The sequence below is a fragment of the Candidatus Omnitrophota bacterium genome, assembly GCA_028716565.1.
In the GTDB taxonomy this organism is placed as follows: domain Bacteria; phylum Omnitrophota; class Gorgyraeia; order Pluralincolimonadales; family Pluralincolimonadaceae; genus Pluralincolimonas.
In genome coordinates this window covers 335,095-349,061 of the sequence record JAQUPL010000001.1, presented here as the reverse complement: position 1 = coordinate 349,061, position 13,967 = coordinate 335,095, and the positions used below count along the sequence as shown (strand labels likewise).

Here is a 13,967-nt window from a genome sequence, read left to right as displayed (position 1 = left end):
ATGATGGAATGGATAATAAGGGGCGGCCCGATGATGGTGCCGATCCTCCTGTGTTCGGTCATCGCTTTCGCCGTTTTCATCGAGAGGTTCATCTATGTGCAGAGGATAAAGATAAATACGAGAAAATTCATGGGAGAGATCTCCTATTCTCTCAAGAGGAACCGCGCCGATGAGGCGATCGAGATGTGCGACAAGTCCCCGGGCCCTCTCCCCAGGGTCCTTAAGGCCGGCATACTGAAATACGACAGGACGAGGCAGGAGGTCAAGGAGGCGATAGAAGACGCAGCACTCCACGAGATACCTAAGCTTGAGAAGAATATCGGCGTGCTCGGCACCATCGCGCAGATAAGCCCGTTGCTGGGTTTTCTGGGGACCGCCATAGGGCTGGCGGAGATATTCCAGAAGATACAGGTCAAGGCCGCGGCTTTAAGCCCTGTTACGCCGGCGGACATATCCGGGGGAATATGGCAGGCGCTCATAGCCATGGTCGCGGGTTTACTTATTGCTATTCCGGCGGTCACGGCGTATAATTATTTTGTAAACAGGATAAATTATATAATACGCGAGATGGAGATAGGCGCGACTGACCTCGTTAACATACTCTCCGAAAAGAAGGCGGAATAGATGAGGTTCAATTTCTCGCGGTTGAAAGCCATAGACAGCCGGTTCATCGAGGCGGTGCCGCTCGCCAATTGCGTATTGCTTCTTCTTGTGTTTTTCCTCCTGACATGGAGCTATTCGGCGCAGACCCAGGCGGGTATCAAGGTAAGCCTGCCGAATGCGGTTACCTCCGAGACGGCCGGGCCGAGGGCCGAGGTCATAACTATTACCAGGGAAAAGGTATTATACCTGGGGAGCGACGCGGTCTCGCCCCAGGAACTCGCCTCAAGGATAGAGGCGCTGCCCAAAAAAGATTCGATCCTGATAAAGGCCGATAAGGGCACTTCGCTGGATCGCGTAGTGGAGGTCTGGGATATATGCAGGAAAGCGGGAATACGGCAGGTCAACATAGCTACGACACAGGTGAGATAACAGGCAGGCATATCTTCGCGCTGGCGCTTGCCGCCTCGCTGGCTTTGCATTTATTTTGGCTTTCTTCGGTAAGGATATCCGTTTCGGCGCCTGCCCCGATGAACAGGCCGGGATCGGCCGTTTCTTTTATAGGTTCTATCCTGGAAGAGGGGCCGGTCTTTCCGGCGCCGGGCCAGGCCCGGGACGCCGCTGACACAGGCATCGTGCGGTTGCGGGACCTCGCGGTCAGCCCGTTGATGGCCGGGGATAGTGCGATTCCGGGCGGGAGCGGGAGACTGGAGAGCGTCTCCGATCTCGATGTGCTCAAGGAGATGGAAGAAAAGTCTCCGGCCGGCGCGGCGTTATACGCGAAACAGGTCCCTGAAAAACCCTTTGACGAGATAAAGGTCGCGTACAAGACCTACCCGTCGGAGATAGAGGGGCCGGCGAGGTTCAGGGAGGTCATTTACAAACCGGAGCTTCCAACCAACCTCCGGTGGGACGAGAGCTTGGGTGTTGATCTCGACAGGCTTGGGAACAAATTTTCTGTAAAATTGAAATTCCTGGTATCTCCGGAAGGCAGGGTCGGGGCGGTAGAGAGGTTGTCTTCGTCCGGCCATCCGACGGTGGATATAATCGCCATGCGATATCTAAAGGAATGGCAGTTCGCGCCGCTTAAGGCCGCGGGCCCCAAGGAAGAGCAATGGGGGACCGTAAGATTGAATTTTTCGCTCAATAAAGCTGAGACGAGATGATAACTATCGAGTTGTCGTGGGCGGCGGCATTGTATTTAACCGTCTGCGTAGGGGTCCTTATCATTTATTGGGCTTTTTTCGAAAGGGTGAAAACCCTGCCTAACCGTTCAGCCTCGGACAGGAACGTGTGGCACTGCTCAGTTTGCACATTTTTTTATATAGACAGCAGGCATTCGGATATATCGGTATGCCCGAGATGCGGAAGTTATAACAAGAAACAGATTGCGAATCAAGAAAAGGAGGTAAAGGGATGATAACCGAAATTGGAATCACGGCCGGTGAGATATGGCATTACCTTGACGAGCACGGCGAGGTGAGCCTCTCCCAGTTATGCGCGGGGATAGATAAACCGCGCGATGTCATTCTTATGAGCCTGGGTTGGCTCGCCAGGGAAGGGCACGTGGTCCTTGAGGGCGAGAAGGACTACAAGATCTTTCTTCGCAGGTAAGCGGGTTGAAGAAGATAGCTATCCTGGTCACTGCCGGCTCAAAAAAAGAAGCCGGGCTGATCGCGCGTGCCCTTGTGGAGAAAAAATTGGCCGCGTGCGTCAATATTGTACCCTCTATCAGGTCGATATATGCATGGAAGGGCAGGATAGAGGCGTCTGAGGAATACCTTTTAATAGCGAAGACCAGGGAGAACCTCTTTTCCCGGGTCGAGAAGGCCGTGAAGAGTTTGCATTCATACGAATGCCCGGAGATAACGGCCCTGCCTCTTACAAAAGGAAGCACGGGTTATATGCGCTGGATAGAAGAATCGACCAGGAGATAAATACATGACAAAAAAGACCTTTTTGGCAATGTTGATCGCCGTATTTGCGGTTTTTCCTTCTCTTTGCCGCGCCGGTTCGGCCGCCGGCGACGCTTATTTCAAGGGAATTGAGCTGGCGTCTCAGGGAAATCTTGAAGAAGCCAGGGCGGAATTCCAAAAATCACTGGGCGACGATTCGGTATATCCCTATGCCAGGCTGGAGATGCACGCCATCGATGACGTTTTGAAACAAAAAGCGAAGAGGGAGACGGCCATACTCGTCTTCCAGGGCAAAAAATTGGCTACGCAGAAAAAATGGGACGAAGCCATTGCGATGTATAACAAGGCCATAAAAGAGAACCCTAATTACGGGTATGCTTTCATAAGCAAGGGGATCGCTTATATGTCGCAGGGCAACCTCGACAAGGCGATATCCAATTTCTCCGAGTCGATAGACGTCAGCCCCGAATACACCGAGGCGTACCAGAACCGCGGGGTCCTTCTCGAATATAAGGGGCAGTTCAACAAGGCCATAGCGGATTTCGATAAGGCTATTGCGGCCGATCCCACTTCGTACGTCCTGTATTTCAACAGGGGAATGGCACGTGTCTACAAGAACCAGTGCGACCTTGCACTCCCGGACCTGAATAAGGCCATCGAGCTGAAGCCGGATTACGCCAAGGCGTATATAAATAAAGGGGTCGCGCTCGAGGACCTCAAGCGCATCGACGAGGCCATCACGGCTTATAAAAAAGCCATCGAGCTGGATATTTCACAGGACAAAGAGATAGCCAAAGACGCCGAGGTGACCATACGAACGCTCGAGGCCGAAAAGAAGAAAGCCGATGATAGCAAAGAAAATAAATGAGATATTAAAGGACGACGACTTCATCGCCGTTGCCACCTGCGACCTGGAGGGGAACCCGAACGTCGCCCCGAAACTTTTCCTGAAGGTCGAGAATGACCATATATACATGATAGATTATGTCATCGGAAGGACATTCCAGAATCTCGTGGTGAACCCGAAGGTATCGCTTGCCGTTACCGACAGGGACAGCCTGACAGGTTACCAGATAAACGGGCCGGTGGAAATACTCTCGACCGGCGCATCATACGATAAGTTCGTGGACGAATTCCAGAAAAAAGGGCTAAGCCTTTCATCCAGGCGTATAGTCGAGGGCGTCCTGCGGGGGGAGGGCCATACGAATTTCGAAGCGGCTTTCCCGAACAAGGTGGTCGTTTTCAAGGTAAAAATAAGCGAAGTGGTCGAGATCAGGTCAAGCGGAGAACTGAAAAGGGAAAAATTATAGATTGCCTATACTAATTCCCCTTAATTTGTTATAATATCCATTCTGGCCGGGTCATTTTTTGTCGGCATCGGGGCTGTAGCTCAGCTGGGAGAGCGCTTGAATCGCACTCAAGAGGTCGGGGGTTCGATCCCCCCCAGCTCCACCATTTGAAAGGCTATGCGAAAAAAACTCTTTTTCTTAGTGGCCTTATTGTCACTCTCCTCGCCGGTCTTCTCTAAGGATGCGGACATCCAGAAGCCGGTGGTCGCCGGCTCGTTCTATCCCGCCGAATCGGTATTGCTCGCAGGCCAGATCAATAAATATCTTAATGATGCAAAACCCGAGGCCGTCAACGGCGATATAATAGCCCTCATTTCGCCCCACGCCGGTTATATATATTCCGGCCCGGTCGCCGCTTACGGCTATAAGGCCATATCCGGAAGAAAATATGACACCGTCGTGATAATAGGGATAAGCCACTTTACCCTCTTCGACGGCGTAGCCTATCTCGAGAAGGACCTTTACCGTACGCCGCTTGGCGATCTCCCTATAGACCTTGAATTTACCGGGAGATTGGCCAGGGTTGAAAAAGATACATTGCGCAAAAATCCCCGGGCATTCGAGGAAGAACATTCGGCCGAGGTTGAGATCCCGTTCCTCCAGATGTCGTTGAAAGATTTCAAGATAGTTGTCCTGTTGATGGGGCGGCCCGATTATGCCACGTGCAACAAGCTCGCAAGAGGCCTTGTTAAGGTGATAAAGGAGAGAGGCAGGAAGGTCCTTATAGTGGCGAGCACAGACCTTTCGCATTACCTCAAATATGACGACGCTATAGCTAAGGACCGGGTCACATTATCCGAACTGCTCAATTTTGACGCGGCCCGTTTCGCCGAATCGGCATCGGCCCGCGAGTGCGAACTTTGCGGCTCAGGTCCGGTAGTAACCGCTATGATCGCGGGCAAGGCCCTCGGCGCAGATAAGGTCCAGATCCTTAAATACGCCAATTCCGGCGATACGGCCGGGGACAAAAGCCGGGTAGTCGGTTACGCCAGCGCGGTCATTTATAAATATAAAGAGGAGGGAGGCATGTTGAACTCCGGGCAAAAGAAAGAACTACTGGATATAGCGCGGAAGACCGTCGAGTCATCCGTCAGGAACGGCAAGATACCGGAATTCAAAGAGACCGATCCCGGCCTGCTCGCCCAGGAAGGGGCGTTCGTGACTTTACACAAGAAGGGTGAGCTCAGGGGGTGCATCGGCAACATAATCGGGACCCAGCCCCTTTGGATGACGGTCCGCGATATGGCGGTGCAATCCTCTTCGCACGACCCGAGATTCGAACCGGTCTCCCCCGGTGAGCTCAAGGATATAAAGATAGAGATATCGGTCCTTTCCCAGCCGAAACGCGTCCAGGAGATAACCGAGATAAAGATGGGCACACACGGTGTGATAGTAAAGCGCGGTTTTAATAGCGGCGTCTTCCTGCCGCAGGTGGCGACGGAGACAGGCTGGTCCAGGGACGAGTTCCTTTCCAACCTCTGCGCGCATAAGGCCGGACTTCCGGCAGATGCCTGGAAAGACAAGAAGACGGAATTGTATAGCTTCACCGCGCAGGTCTTCGGAGAGGAATAACCTTGAGCAGATTTTATGTGCCGCCGGAATGCGTGGCAGGAGGAAAGATCATTATCCGCGGCGACGAGCTCCATCACGCCAGGGATGTCATGCGCCTCGCTGCCGGAGACGGGATAGCGGTCTTTGACGGGACAGGCAAGGAATACCACGGCGTCATATTGGACGTCGATAAGGAGCAGATGACCGTCGCGGTAGAAAAGACGGTCGAAAGGAAGGACGAAGGCTGCAGGCTGATACTGGTCCAGGCGCTCCCGAAATCGGACAAGATGGACCTGATCATCGAAAAAGCGACGGAGCTGGGGGCCGCGAAGATAATTCCGGTCACGACAGGACGGACCGTTGTCCGGTCGGACGCGAAAAAGGAAAATTCTAAGACGGAACGTTGGAGGAAGATAGCCCTCGTTGCCGCCAAACAATGCGGCAGGACCACGATACCGGAGGTAATGCCGGTAACAGGGTTCGGGGATGCCTTGAAAATTTTAAACGACGCGGAGATCAAGATAATACCCTGCCTTTCCGGGAATACGAAGGCCCTAAAAGAAGTTTTGGGAGGCAGGAAGGTAAGATCGGCCGCTGTCTTGATCGGCCCGGAAGGGGATTTTACGGATAAGGAAATAAATGACGCGAAAACCGCGGGCGCCGTGCCGGTCTCGCTCGGCCCGGAGGTCCTCAGGTCAGAGACCGCGGCTATCTGCGCGCTTTCGGTCTTAAATTATGAATTGAGGTGGTAGATGGCTATTAAGGACGGCATTCTCATAGGCGAGATGCTGATAATCGATAAGGTGATCACTCCGGAACAGCTGGAGATGTGCCTTAATGAACAGAAGAAGTCCGGGAAATTTATTTGCCAGATAATCGCCGACCTCGGTTTCGCCGCCGAGGAGAAGGTCCTGACCGTCCTCTCCAGGCAGCTCGGCATACCCTACGTAAAGCTCAAGGAAAGGAATATACCCAAACCGGTAGCGGAGAAAGTCCCGGCGAGGTTCGCGGTCCATTATAAGTTGATGCCCCTGGAAGAGAAGGACGGCATCCTCTCCATAGTCGTGACCGACCCGCTCGACCTGCACACCCTCGACGACATAAAACTCATTTTAGGCTGCGAAGTCAGGCCGCTTCTCGGCGGTGAGAAGGATATCATAGAAGCTGTCAAGAAGTATTACGGCATCGGCGCCGACACGATCGAAAGCATCATGGCAGAGACCGCCGCCTCAGGCGGGCCGTCCCTTGCCGTCGAGGAGGCCGAGGAGCTTGTCGAGGACGCCTCTATAATAAAATTCGTGAACCAGATAATCCAGCAGGCCTACCACGACCGGGCGACCGACATCCATATAGAGCCTTACGAGGACGAACTGAAGGTCCGCTACAGGATAGACGGCGTTTTATACGACGCCGCGATCCCCCCGAATATCAAGTATTTCCAGTCCGCGATAATCTCCAGGATCAAGATAATGTCGAACCTCAATATCGCCGAACACCGCCTGCCCCAGGACGGCAGGATGAAGGTGAAAGTAGGCCAGGAGGACCTCGATCTGAGGGTTTCGATATTGCCGACGCCTTACGGCGAAAGCGTAGGCATAAGGCTTCTCTTCGCGAAGATGCTTTACAGCCTTGAGGACCTTGGCTTGGCCGATTTCGACCTCAAGATACTGAACGAGATGATAAAAAAGCCGCACGGCATAATACTTTTGACCGGCCCGACCGGTTCAGGGAAGACGACGACGCTTTACGCCTGCCTATCGAAGATCAATAACAGGGAACTTAAGATACTTACTATCGAAGACCCTATAGAATACCACCTTAAGGGGATCACGCAGATCCAGGTCCATAATAAGGTCGAACTGACTTTCGCCAAGGGGCTGAGGTCGATGCTCAGGCACGACCCGGACGTGATGATGGTGGGAGAGATAAGGGACGTCGAGACCGCGGAGATAGCGATAAGGGTAGCCCTCACCGGACATCTCGTCTTTTCGACCTTGCACACCAACGACGCGGCCGGCGCGACGACGCGACTCCTTGATATGGGCATCGAGCCGTATCTCGTGGCTTCGTCGGTCGAGTGCGTCATCGCCCAGAGGCTAGTCCGCCTTATCTGCCCGAAATGCAAACGGCCGGCGAAAGACGCGAAAGTGGTCCTGCAGGAGCTCGGCATGAAGGACGCGCCGAAGGGCGCCGAGATATACGAGGGGAAAGGATGCGAGGCGTGCAAATTTACCGGCTACCGCGGAAGGACCGCCATACATGAGTTCCTCGTATTGAACGAGGAGATACGCGAGATGGTGCTCAACCACAAATCGGCCGACCAGATAGGAAGAAAGGCCGTAGCCCTCGGGATGAGGACGCTGCGCAACGCGGGCATCGAGAAGATCTTAAAGGGTTTGACGACGGCCGGCGAAGTAATGAGGGTAACGCCGAAGGAAGATATCCCGAATATGTAACACGGGGACGGAGTTTCGATTGGCGAGATTTTTTTACAGGGCTAAGAAGGGGATCGGCGACGTCGCGGAAGGCTATATAGAGGCCGACACCGAATATATAGCCGTCTCCAAATTATCGCAGATGGGATTGTATCCCCTCAGGGTGGATAGGCAGGAGGCGCGCGGCGGAGAGGCAGGGTTTGCGTTCATGAACCGCGTCGGCACCAGGGATATGGCTGTTTTCACGCAGCAGTTCTCCGACCTTTTGGGTTCCGGCCTTACCCTGATAAACGCCCTCGGCGTCCTATCCGACCAGATAGAGAACAAGGCGTTAAAGTCCGCTCTGCAGGATGTGATAGTCCAAGTGAAGGCCGGCGCCTCTCTCTCAGGCGCGTTCGCCAAGCATCCCAGGATATTCTCCGATTTTTTCGTGAGCATGATAAGCGCGGGCGAGGTGGGAGGCGTGTTGGAGAAGATCCTCAAGAGGCTCTCCGACCATTACGAGAAAGAGGAGGACGTAAAGAGCAAGATCCAGGCTGCCATGGCCTATCCGGCGCTCGTCCTCTCGGTCGGTGTCTTGACGGTCTTTGTCCTCCTGTCGTTCGTCATCCCGCGGTTGACGGTGATATTTTCCGAATTCGGGCAGTCCCTTCCGCTCCCCACAAGGATACTCGTAGGGATAAGCGATTTCTTCGCTCAATTCTGGTGGCTGATGGTCCTGGCTGCCGCTATCATATTTTTCCTGGTCGTAAGGGTAAACTCCACAAAGCAGGGAAAGACACAGGTCGACAGGTTTTTACTGGGCCTGCCGCTTCTCGGGGATTTCCTCAAAAAGGTCGAGGTGGGAAGGCTCTGCAAATCGCTCGCCACTCTTCTCGATAACGGTGTCCCCATACTCCATTCTATCGAGGTAATATCCGCGACAGCGACCAACGAGGTGCTGAGGCAAGAGTTCGAGAGGATAGGGAAGTCGATAAAAGATGGCCTCTCATTCTCCGGGGCGATAAAGAACAGCCCGCACTTCCCGGCCTTCGTGAAGAACATGATATCCGTCGGGGAGGAGGGCGGCTCGCTCGAGGTTTCGCTTTACCGCATCGGGGATTCGTATGAACATTACGCCGACAGGCTTATTAAGATAATGACGTCGCTTATAGAGCCTCTTATGATACTGGGCATGGGAGCGGTCGTGGCTTTTATAGTGGTCGCGATGCTCCTGCCGATATTCCAATTGAACCTTATGGTAAAATAAAGGAGGGATCATGCGCGCGAGGAGCGGGTTCACTTTCGTAGAGATATTGCTTGTAGTGGTGATAATCGGGATCTTGGCGTCGATGGTATTGCCGAGGTTCGTCGGGAGGTCGGAGGACGCCAGGAGGCAGGTCGCCATGTCGGATATAAATACTAGTATAGCCACGGCCCTGGACATGTATGAACTTGATAACGGGCAATATCCCGATAAATTAGACGACCTGCTCGTCAAACCGGGAGACCTGAAATCGTGGAACGGCCCATATCTTAAGAAGAGGCCGGTTGACCCGTGGGGCCGCGACTACGTCTATAAGCCTAGCACCGACAAGAAAGATTACGACTTGATGAGTTACGGCAGGAGCGGCGTCGCGGGCAGCGACACCATCTCCAATAAACAACCCGTCTCCGGGCAGCAGTAGGCAATTATCCATGGCGTTTCAACGCCGCTGCCACCGAGGGTTTACGTTCATAGAATTGATATTCATTATAACGCTCCTGGCTATTCTGGCGGCAGTCGCGGTCCCGCAGTTCAGGAGATCGTTCGATTCCCTGGTCCTTCAGAATTTCGTCTCTGATCTTACTTCCCTGGCGATGTATGCCCAGGCGAAGGCGATAAGCGGTAGCGCCGAGGCGAGCGTGGATTTCGACCTGCCGCAGAAACGCGTCCTGACAGAAGACCACCTCGTATTCCGAGACCCTTACGGGGTTGACGTCGACCAGTGGGTGACCGGGAAGGTGAAGTCGATACCCGATTCCGTCCTGATTGACCTGAAGGAGGGCAAGGCCAAGATAGTCTTCTATCCGGACGGGACGTCGGACAGGGCTGATTTCGAGATCAAGGGGAAATACGGCGGGAAATATTCGGTATCGGTAGACCCGGGGACAGGCTATGTCAATGTCAAGCAGACGGAATAGGAAGGGATACCTCCTCCTCGAGGTGGTGGCGAGCATCGCCGTCATCGCGATAGGCCTGGCGGTCATATTGCGCTCTTTCACATCATCCCTGCGCGCCTCGAAGATAGCGCAGGAGTATTTTAAGGCGTCGCTCTTGGTGCAGGACAAGATTGCCGGCCTCGAGATAGAGGAGGAATTGGCCGGGGGTGTCGCCGCGTCCGAGTCATCCACCCAGATATCCGGGACGCCGTACAGCCTGGAAACAAAGATAACGAAGATAAGTGACGGGGATACTCTTAACCAGGTCATTACCATAATATCCTGGACGAATAAGGAACGCAACGAGAAGATCGAAATAGGCACTTACCTTAAGGGCCAGGCAGGCGTAGAATGAGAAAGTGCCGCGCAGGGTTCACATTTATCGAATTATTGATAGCGATGCTGATATTCTCCATCGTCTCTATCTCGATATATCTTTCCTTTAATGTGGGCATCTGCGCCTGGCAGAAGGGTGAGGGGAGTTACCGCAGCAGGCAGGAGGCCCGGTATCTTTTGGGCATGCTCTCGCGCGAATTAAAGAACGCCGTCAATTCTCAGGTGATAGTATTTTCCGGGAGCGCGGATTCCCTCTCTTTCTGCAGGGCGGTTAACGGCCTATTCAGGGTGACATACGAGTTTGACGAAGGGGAGAAAGCGGTATACAGGGTATTGCAGACCTATAAGGATAACGCCTCGGGCGGCCCCGGGGTGAGGTCCCGGTTGGCGTCCGGGATGTCAGTCATTAAATTCCAGTATTTATACAAAAAAGACGGAAGACCTGTATGGGGTGATTCCTGGCAGGAAGATTATAAAGAAGTTCCGTTCGGCGTCAAGGTGTTATTGACGTATACCCCCGATGGTTCGGCGGAACCGCTTACGGTCACCCGGACGGTATTGATACCTACAGGAATACTGAAAGACGAAGAGGTGATTATTCCTTGAAGAAGGGCGCCATCCTTATTATAACCTTGTGGATTTTGGCGATTTTGGCTATACTCTCAATTGGGATAGGCGGCAGGATGGGGCTTGAACTGAAACTTACCGGTTTTAACAGGGACAGCGCGGCTGCCCTGTACCTTTCCGAGGCCGGTGTAGAACGCGCGGCGGCCGTCATCCTCAGCAAGAAGAACCACACTATGGATACCTTGAACGAGCAATGGTCATGCAATGATGAGGAAGCCAACCCGCTTTTTAAGGATATCAAGATAGGGGAGGCCGGTACCTTTACCGTAAGTTATCCCTCTTCCGATAAACGGGTCTTTTACGGCGTCCAGGACGAGGAAGCGCGTATAAATATCAATAACGCGCCCGGGGATGTCATCAAGCGGCTTATCGAGTATTTTGACCTTACAGGAGACGCCGGCGAGATCGCGGCTAGTATAGAAGATTGGCGCGACGAAGACGATATCCGCAAGGACGGTTCCCAGGAATATAATGAATATGATTACACTGGAGAGGGATACAAGAAAAAGGATCTCCCTTTTGACTCGATAGATGAGGTCTTGTTGGTCAAGGGCGTAAACCGCGAGCTCTTCGATAAGATAAAGGGATATATCACTGTATACCCGATAACCGGCACGGGCTGCCAGATAAATGTGAATACAGCCCCGTTGCCTGTACTTATGGCGCTGGGTTTTTCGCAACCCGAGGCCGAGACTATAATTGCCGCCAGGATCGGCCCGGATACGCCGGATAATACGCATTTCGTCGACAAGAATGACTTCATCGATTTCCTGTCAGGCGCGAATATTACGTCGCTGACGGAAGCGAACAAGGCGCTCGTATCTTGCGGTTCCAATTATTACAGGGTGATATCGAAAGGTTACGCTTCGGGCGGCAGGGCGGTAAAAACCGTTACCTGTGTCATCTCGGTAACGGGCGGAAGCGTTCTCTACTGGAACGAGGAATAGGAGATGGGATTATTTACCGACAAGACTAAGACGGCGATCGAGATACGCGAATCTGAGATAAAAGTCATCCAGATATCGGTGAGCGGCCCGGCCGCGGCGATAGAGGCCTGCGTCAGCGAAGCGGTGCCGTCGAATGACGTCAAAGCGGCTTCAGAGGCGTTAAGCAAGATCCTCAAAAACTTTAACATAAAACCCAAAGAGACAGTCCTCGTAATACCCAGGCAATCCGTGACGACCAAAACGCTGAGCCTTCCGTCCCATGACCCGGCGGAGATAGAAGAGATGGCCGGGTTCCAGGCGATAAAACAGATACCCTATCCAAAAGAGGAGATAACATACGGCGTCAGCCCGATAGAGACGACGGCCGAGGGCTATTCGAAGGTGATGCTTGTCATCTGCCACAAAGATATGGTCGAGAGGCCGCTTGAGGTGATGAGGTCCTGCGGATTCTCCCCTTCGAAGGTGACGCTGAGCTCTATCGGTATCCTCAACTGGCTAAGGATGGACCCGGATTTCATGGCCGGGGCGGGCGCGGCGCCTGTTATCGTCGTGGAATGCGATAAGTCGGCCACGGACATCGTGATCGCCGATAAAGAGAAGGTAATATATACACGCGGACTCACTTTCGGCTCCGGCGGGGGCGCGGATTACATCGAAAGGCTTAAGGAAGAAATAACAAGGACCCTGGTGACATTCGAAAAGGAATCCTTGACCTTGAAACCCGTAAAGGCTGTCTTTACCGGTTATTTGCCCGGGATGGAAGCGCACAAGGAATCGCTTGAAAACGCGATGGGGATAAAGGTTGAATTCAGGGACGCGTTCAAGGTGTTCCCTTCCGGGGTACCTGAAAGATCCAGGCCTTTCACCTCAACAGGTTCGTTCGCCTCCCTTATAGGCAATGCGGCCGGACCGGACAGGGTAGACCTGTTGCCCGGGAGATTTAAGGTTGCCAGGTCGGTGAAGATAAGGAGGAACGAGGCTATGGTCTCCCTTTCGCTGGCCGCGGCTGTCCTTATACTTCTATCTCTCGTGGTCGTGAACAAACTGCACCAAAAGGAAGAATTATTGAGAGTGCTCGAACTGAGGCTGAAGAAGACGGCCCCGTCGGCGCAGGAGATAGGCAGGAAGAAGGAGTTAGCCGATATCGTCAGGTCCGAATCATCACAAAGGGCGCGGCCGCTTTTGATATTGAACGAATTCTACAGGATCGCGCCCCCTTCGATAAACCTCGCGCTGTATAAATACGATGAGGGGAGGGTGGACATAAAGGGGACGTCATCAGCTTTGTCCGAGGTGTTCAGGTTCGTCAAGCTGCTCGACGACTCGCCGTATTTTGAGAACGTCGAAGTGAAATACGCCGCAAAGAGAAAGACCCCGCAAGCCGAATTCGTGGATTTCGAGATATCCTGCCCGTTATCCGGAAAGGCGGCCAAATGACATTATTAAACCTCAGCGGCCGGGAGAGCAAGCTTTTTTATCTTACGTTGGCGGTGATAGTCGCATGGGCCGCCCAGGCGTTCATCTTAAAACCGGTCTCGACAAAATGGAAGCGGCTTAACGATGAGATAGCCGCGGACACCCTCAAACTGGAAAAGAGCGAGCGCCTCATCGGCAGGACAGGGCCGATAACCGGCGATTATGAAAAAGCCGCGTCGGCCCTCAGGATGGCCGGTTCGGCGGAAGAGGAGATGGCTAAATTCCTCACCGAGATCGAATCCCTCGCGAATACGACCGGAGTCCACATAAACGAGATAAAACCCCTGCCCACGAAAAAATTCAGCCTTTACAGGAAGTTTTACGCCGGCCTCGAGCTGGAAGGGGACATGATACAGATATCAGATTTTATGCGAAAAGTGCAGAATTCCGCTCATCTGCTGGCTATCGATAGATTATCGCTGAATCCGAAACAGGCCCGCTCTAACATCCTCAGGTGCGGTATCGTAATTTCCAAAATAGCTATCCATTAACCCTTTCTTCAAAAAATACTTGACAAGATAAGTATGATTTTATATACTGCTCCCTGAG

Annotated in this window: 18 protein-coding genes and 1 tRNA gene; all 19 read left to right on the top strand. The window is 53.1% G+C overall.

Going from position 1 to position 13,967, the window contains the following annotated elements; genetic code table 11:
• On the top strand, positions 1-624 hold the full coding sequence (locus PHO67_01850) for a MotA/TolQ/ExbB proton channel family protein (GenBank protein ID MDD5545889.1): 624 nt from the start codon (positions 1-3) through the stop codon (positions 622-624).
• Positions 625-1,032 carry a biopolymer transporter ExbD gene (locus PHO67_01845; protein ID MDD5545888.1) on the top strand — a complete coding sequence of 136 codons (408 nt, stop codon included), beginning with the start codon at positions 625-627 and terminating at the stop codon, positions 1,030-1,032.
• A complete protein-coding gene (locus PHO67_01840) occupies positions 978-1,766 on the top strand; it encodes an energy transducer TonB (protein ID MDD5545887.1) in 789 nt (262 codons plus the stop codon). The genes PHO67_01845 and PHO67_01840 overlap by 55 nt, the downstream gene beginning before the upstream one ends.
• A gap of 250 nt (positions 1,767-2,016) precedes the next feature.
• On the top strand, positions 2,017-2,214 hold the full coding sequence (locus PHO67_01835) for a winged helix-turn-helix domain-containing protein (GenBank protein ID MDD5545886.1): 198 nt from the start codon (positions 2,017-2,019) through the stop codon (positions 2,212-2,214).
• 5 nt (positions 2,215-2,219) lie between these two features.
• Positions 2,220-2,537 (top strand): divalent-cation tolerance protein CutA, encoded by a 318-nt coding sequence (locus tag PHO67_01830; protein ID MDD5545885.1) that lies wholly within the window; start codon positions 2,220-2,222, stop codon positions 2,535-2,537.
• A gap of 4 nt (positions 2,538-2,541) precedes the next feature.
• Entirely contained in the window at positions 2,542-3,384 is an 843-nt protein-coding gene (locus PHO67_01825; protein ID MDD5545884.1) for a tetratricopeptide repeat protein, read from the top strand.
• Entirely contained in the window at positions 3,362-3,826 is a 465-nt protein-coding gene (locus tag PHO67_01820) for a pyridoxamine 5'-phosphate oxidase family protein (GenBank protein ID MDD5545883.1), read from the top strand. Before PHO67_01825 ends, PHO67_01820 begins: the two co-directional genes overlap by 23 nt.
• Positions 3,827-3,895: 69 nt before the next feature.
• A tRNA-Ala gene (locus PHO67_01815) sits at positions 3,896-3,971 on the top strand.
• A 35-nt stretch (positions 3,972-4,006) separates the two neighbouring features.
• Entirely contained in the window at positions 4,007-5,437 is a 1,431-nt protein-coding gene (gene amrB, locus PHO67_01810) for an AmmeMemoRadiSam system protein B (GenBank protein MDD5545882.1), read from the top strand.
• A 2-nt stretch (positions 5,438-5,439) separates the two neighbouring features.
• Positions 5,440-6,168 carry a 16S rRNA (uracil(1498)-N(3))-methyltransferase gene (locus PHO67_01805; protein MDD5545881.1) on the top strand — a complete coding sequence of 243 codons (729 nt, stop codon included), beginning with the start codon at positions 5,440-5,442 and terminating at the stop codon, positions 6,166-6,168.
• The gene (locus PHO67_01800) at positions 6,169-7,872 is read left to right on the top strand and encodes a GspE/PulE family protein (GenBank protein ID MDD5545880.1); all 1,704 of its coding nucleotides are present in this window, start codon (positions 6,169-6,171) and stop codon (positions 7,870-7,872) included.
• A 19-nt stretch (positions 7,873-7,891) separates the two neighbouring features.
• The gene (locus PHO67_01795) at positions 7,892-9,100 is read left to right on the top strand and encodes a type II secretion system F family protein (protein MDD5545879.1); all 1,209 of its coding nucleotides are present in this window, start codon (positions 7,892-7,894) and stop codon (positions 9,098-9,100) included.
• 10 nt (positions 9,101-9,110) lie between these two features.
• On the top strand, positions 9,111-9,518 hold the full coding sequence (gene gspG, locus PHO67_01790; GenBank protein ID MDD5545878.1) for a type II secretion system major pseudopilin GspG: 408 nt from the start codon (positions 9,111-9,113) through the stop codon (positions 9,516-9,518).
• Positions 9,519-9,528: 10 nt separating this feature from the next.
• Complete coding sequence (locus PHO67_01785) at positions 9,529-10,014, top strand: prepilin-type N-terminal cleavage/methylation domain-containing protein (protein MDD5545877.1); 486 nt, start codon at positions 9,529-9,531, stop codon at positions 10,012-10,014.
• Entirely contained in the window at positions 9,995-10,387 is a 393-nt protein-coding gene (locus tag PHO67_01780; GenBank protein ID MDD5545876.1) for a type II secretion system protein, read from the top strand. Before PHO67_01785 ends, PHO67_01780 begins: the two co-directional genes overlap by 20 nt.
• Complete coding sequence (locus PHO67_01775) at positions 10,384-10,974, top strand: prepilin-type N-terminal cleavage/methylation domain-containing protein (protein ID MDD5545875.1); 591 nt, start codon at positions 10,384-10,386, stop codon at positions 10,972-10,974. Before PHO67_01780 ends, PHO67_01775 begins: the two co-directional genes overlap by 4 nt.
• Positions 10,975-11,051: 77 nt before the next feature.
• Complete coding sequence (locus PHO67_01770) at positions 11,052-11,942, top strand: type II secretion system protein GspK (GenBank protein ID MDD5545874.1); 891 nt, start codon at positions 11,052-11,054, stop codon at positions 11,940-11,942.
• 3 nt (positions 11,943-11,945) lie between these two features.
• Positions 11,946-13,379 (top strand): pilus assembly protein PilM, encoded by a 1,434-nt coding sequence (gene pilM / locus PHO67_01765; GenBank protein MDD5545873.1) that lies wholly within the window; start codon positions 11,946-11,948, stop codon positions 13,377-13,379.
• Complete coding sequence (pilO, locus tag PHO67_01760; GenBank protein ID MDD5545872.1) at positions 13,376-13,909, top strand: type 4a pilus biogenesis protein PilO; 534 nt, start codon at positions 13,376-13,378, stop codon at positions 13,907-13,909. The genes pilM and pilO overlap by 4 nt, the downstream gene beginning before the upstream one ends.
• Positions 13,910-13,967: the final 58 nt, after the last annotated feature.

Bases quoted from the DNA above. Each gene is read 5' to 3' on its own strand.
- PHO67_01840 (MDD5545887.1), top strand. From the start codon at position 978: ATGCAGGAAAGCGGGAATACGGCAGGTCAACATAGCTACGACACAGGT.
- PHO67_01845 (MDD5545888.1), top strand. From the start codon at position 625: ATGAGGTTCAATTTCTCGCGGTTGAAAGCCATAGACAGCCGGTTCATC.
- PHO67_01800 (MDD5545880.1), top strand. From the start codon at position 6,169: ATGGCTATTAAGGACGGCATTCTCATAGGCGAGATGCTGATAATCGAT.
- pilO (MDD5545872.1), top strand. From the start codon at position 13,376: ATGACATTATTAAACCTCAGCGGCCGGGAGAGCAAGCTTTTTTATCTT.
- PHO67_01785 (MDD5545877.1), top strand. From the start codon at position 9,529: ATGGCGTTTCAACGCCGCTGCCACCGAGGGTTTACGTTCATAGAATTG.
- PHO67_01850 (MDD5545889.1), top strand. From the start codon at position 1: ATGATGGAATGGATAATAAGGGGCGGCCCGATGATGGTGCCGATCCTC.
- gspG (MDD5545878.1), top strand. From the start codon at position 9,111: ATGCGCGCGAGGAGCGGGTTCACTTTCGTAGAGATATTGCTTGTAGTG.
- pilM (MDD5545873.1), top strand. From the start codon at position 11,946: ATGGGATTATTTACCGACAAGACTAAGACGGCGATCGAGATACGCGAA.
- PHO67_01770 (MDD5545874.1), top strand. From the start codon at position 11,052: ATGGGGCTTGAACTGAAACTTACCGGTTTTAACAGGGACAGCGCGGCT.
- PHO67_01780 (MDD5545876.1), top strand. From the start codon at position 9,995: ATGTCAAGCAGACGGAATAGGAAGGGATACCTCCTCCTCGAGGTGGTG.
- PHO67_01835 (MDD5545886.1), top strand. From the start codon at position 2,017: ATGATAACCGAAATTGGAATCACGGCCGGTGAGATATGGCATTACCTT.
- PHO67_01775 (MDD5545875.1), top strand. From the start codon at position 10,384: ATGAGAAAGTGCCGCGCAGGGTTCACATTTATCGAATTATTGATAGCG.
- PHO67_01825 (MDD5545884.1), top strand. From the start codon at position 2,542: ATGACAAAAAAGACCTTTTTGGCAATGTTGATCGCCGTATTTGCGGTT.
- PHO67_01820 (MDD5545883.1), top strand. From the start codon at position 3,362: ATGATAGCAAAGAAAATAAATGAGATATTAAAGGACGACGACTTCATC.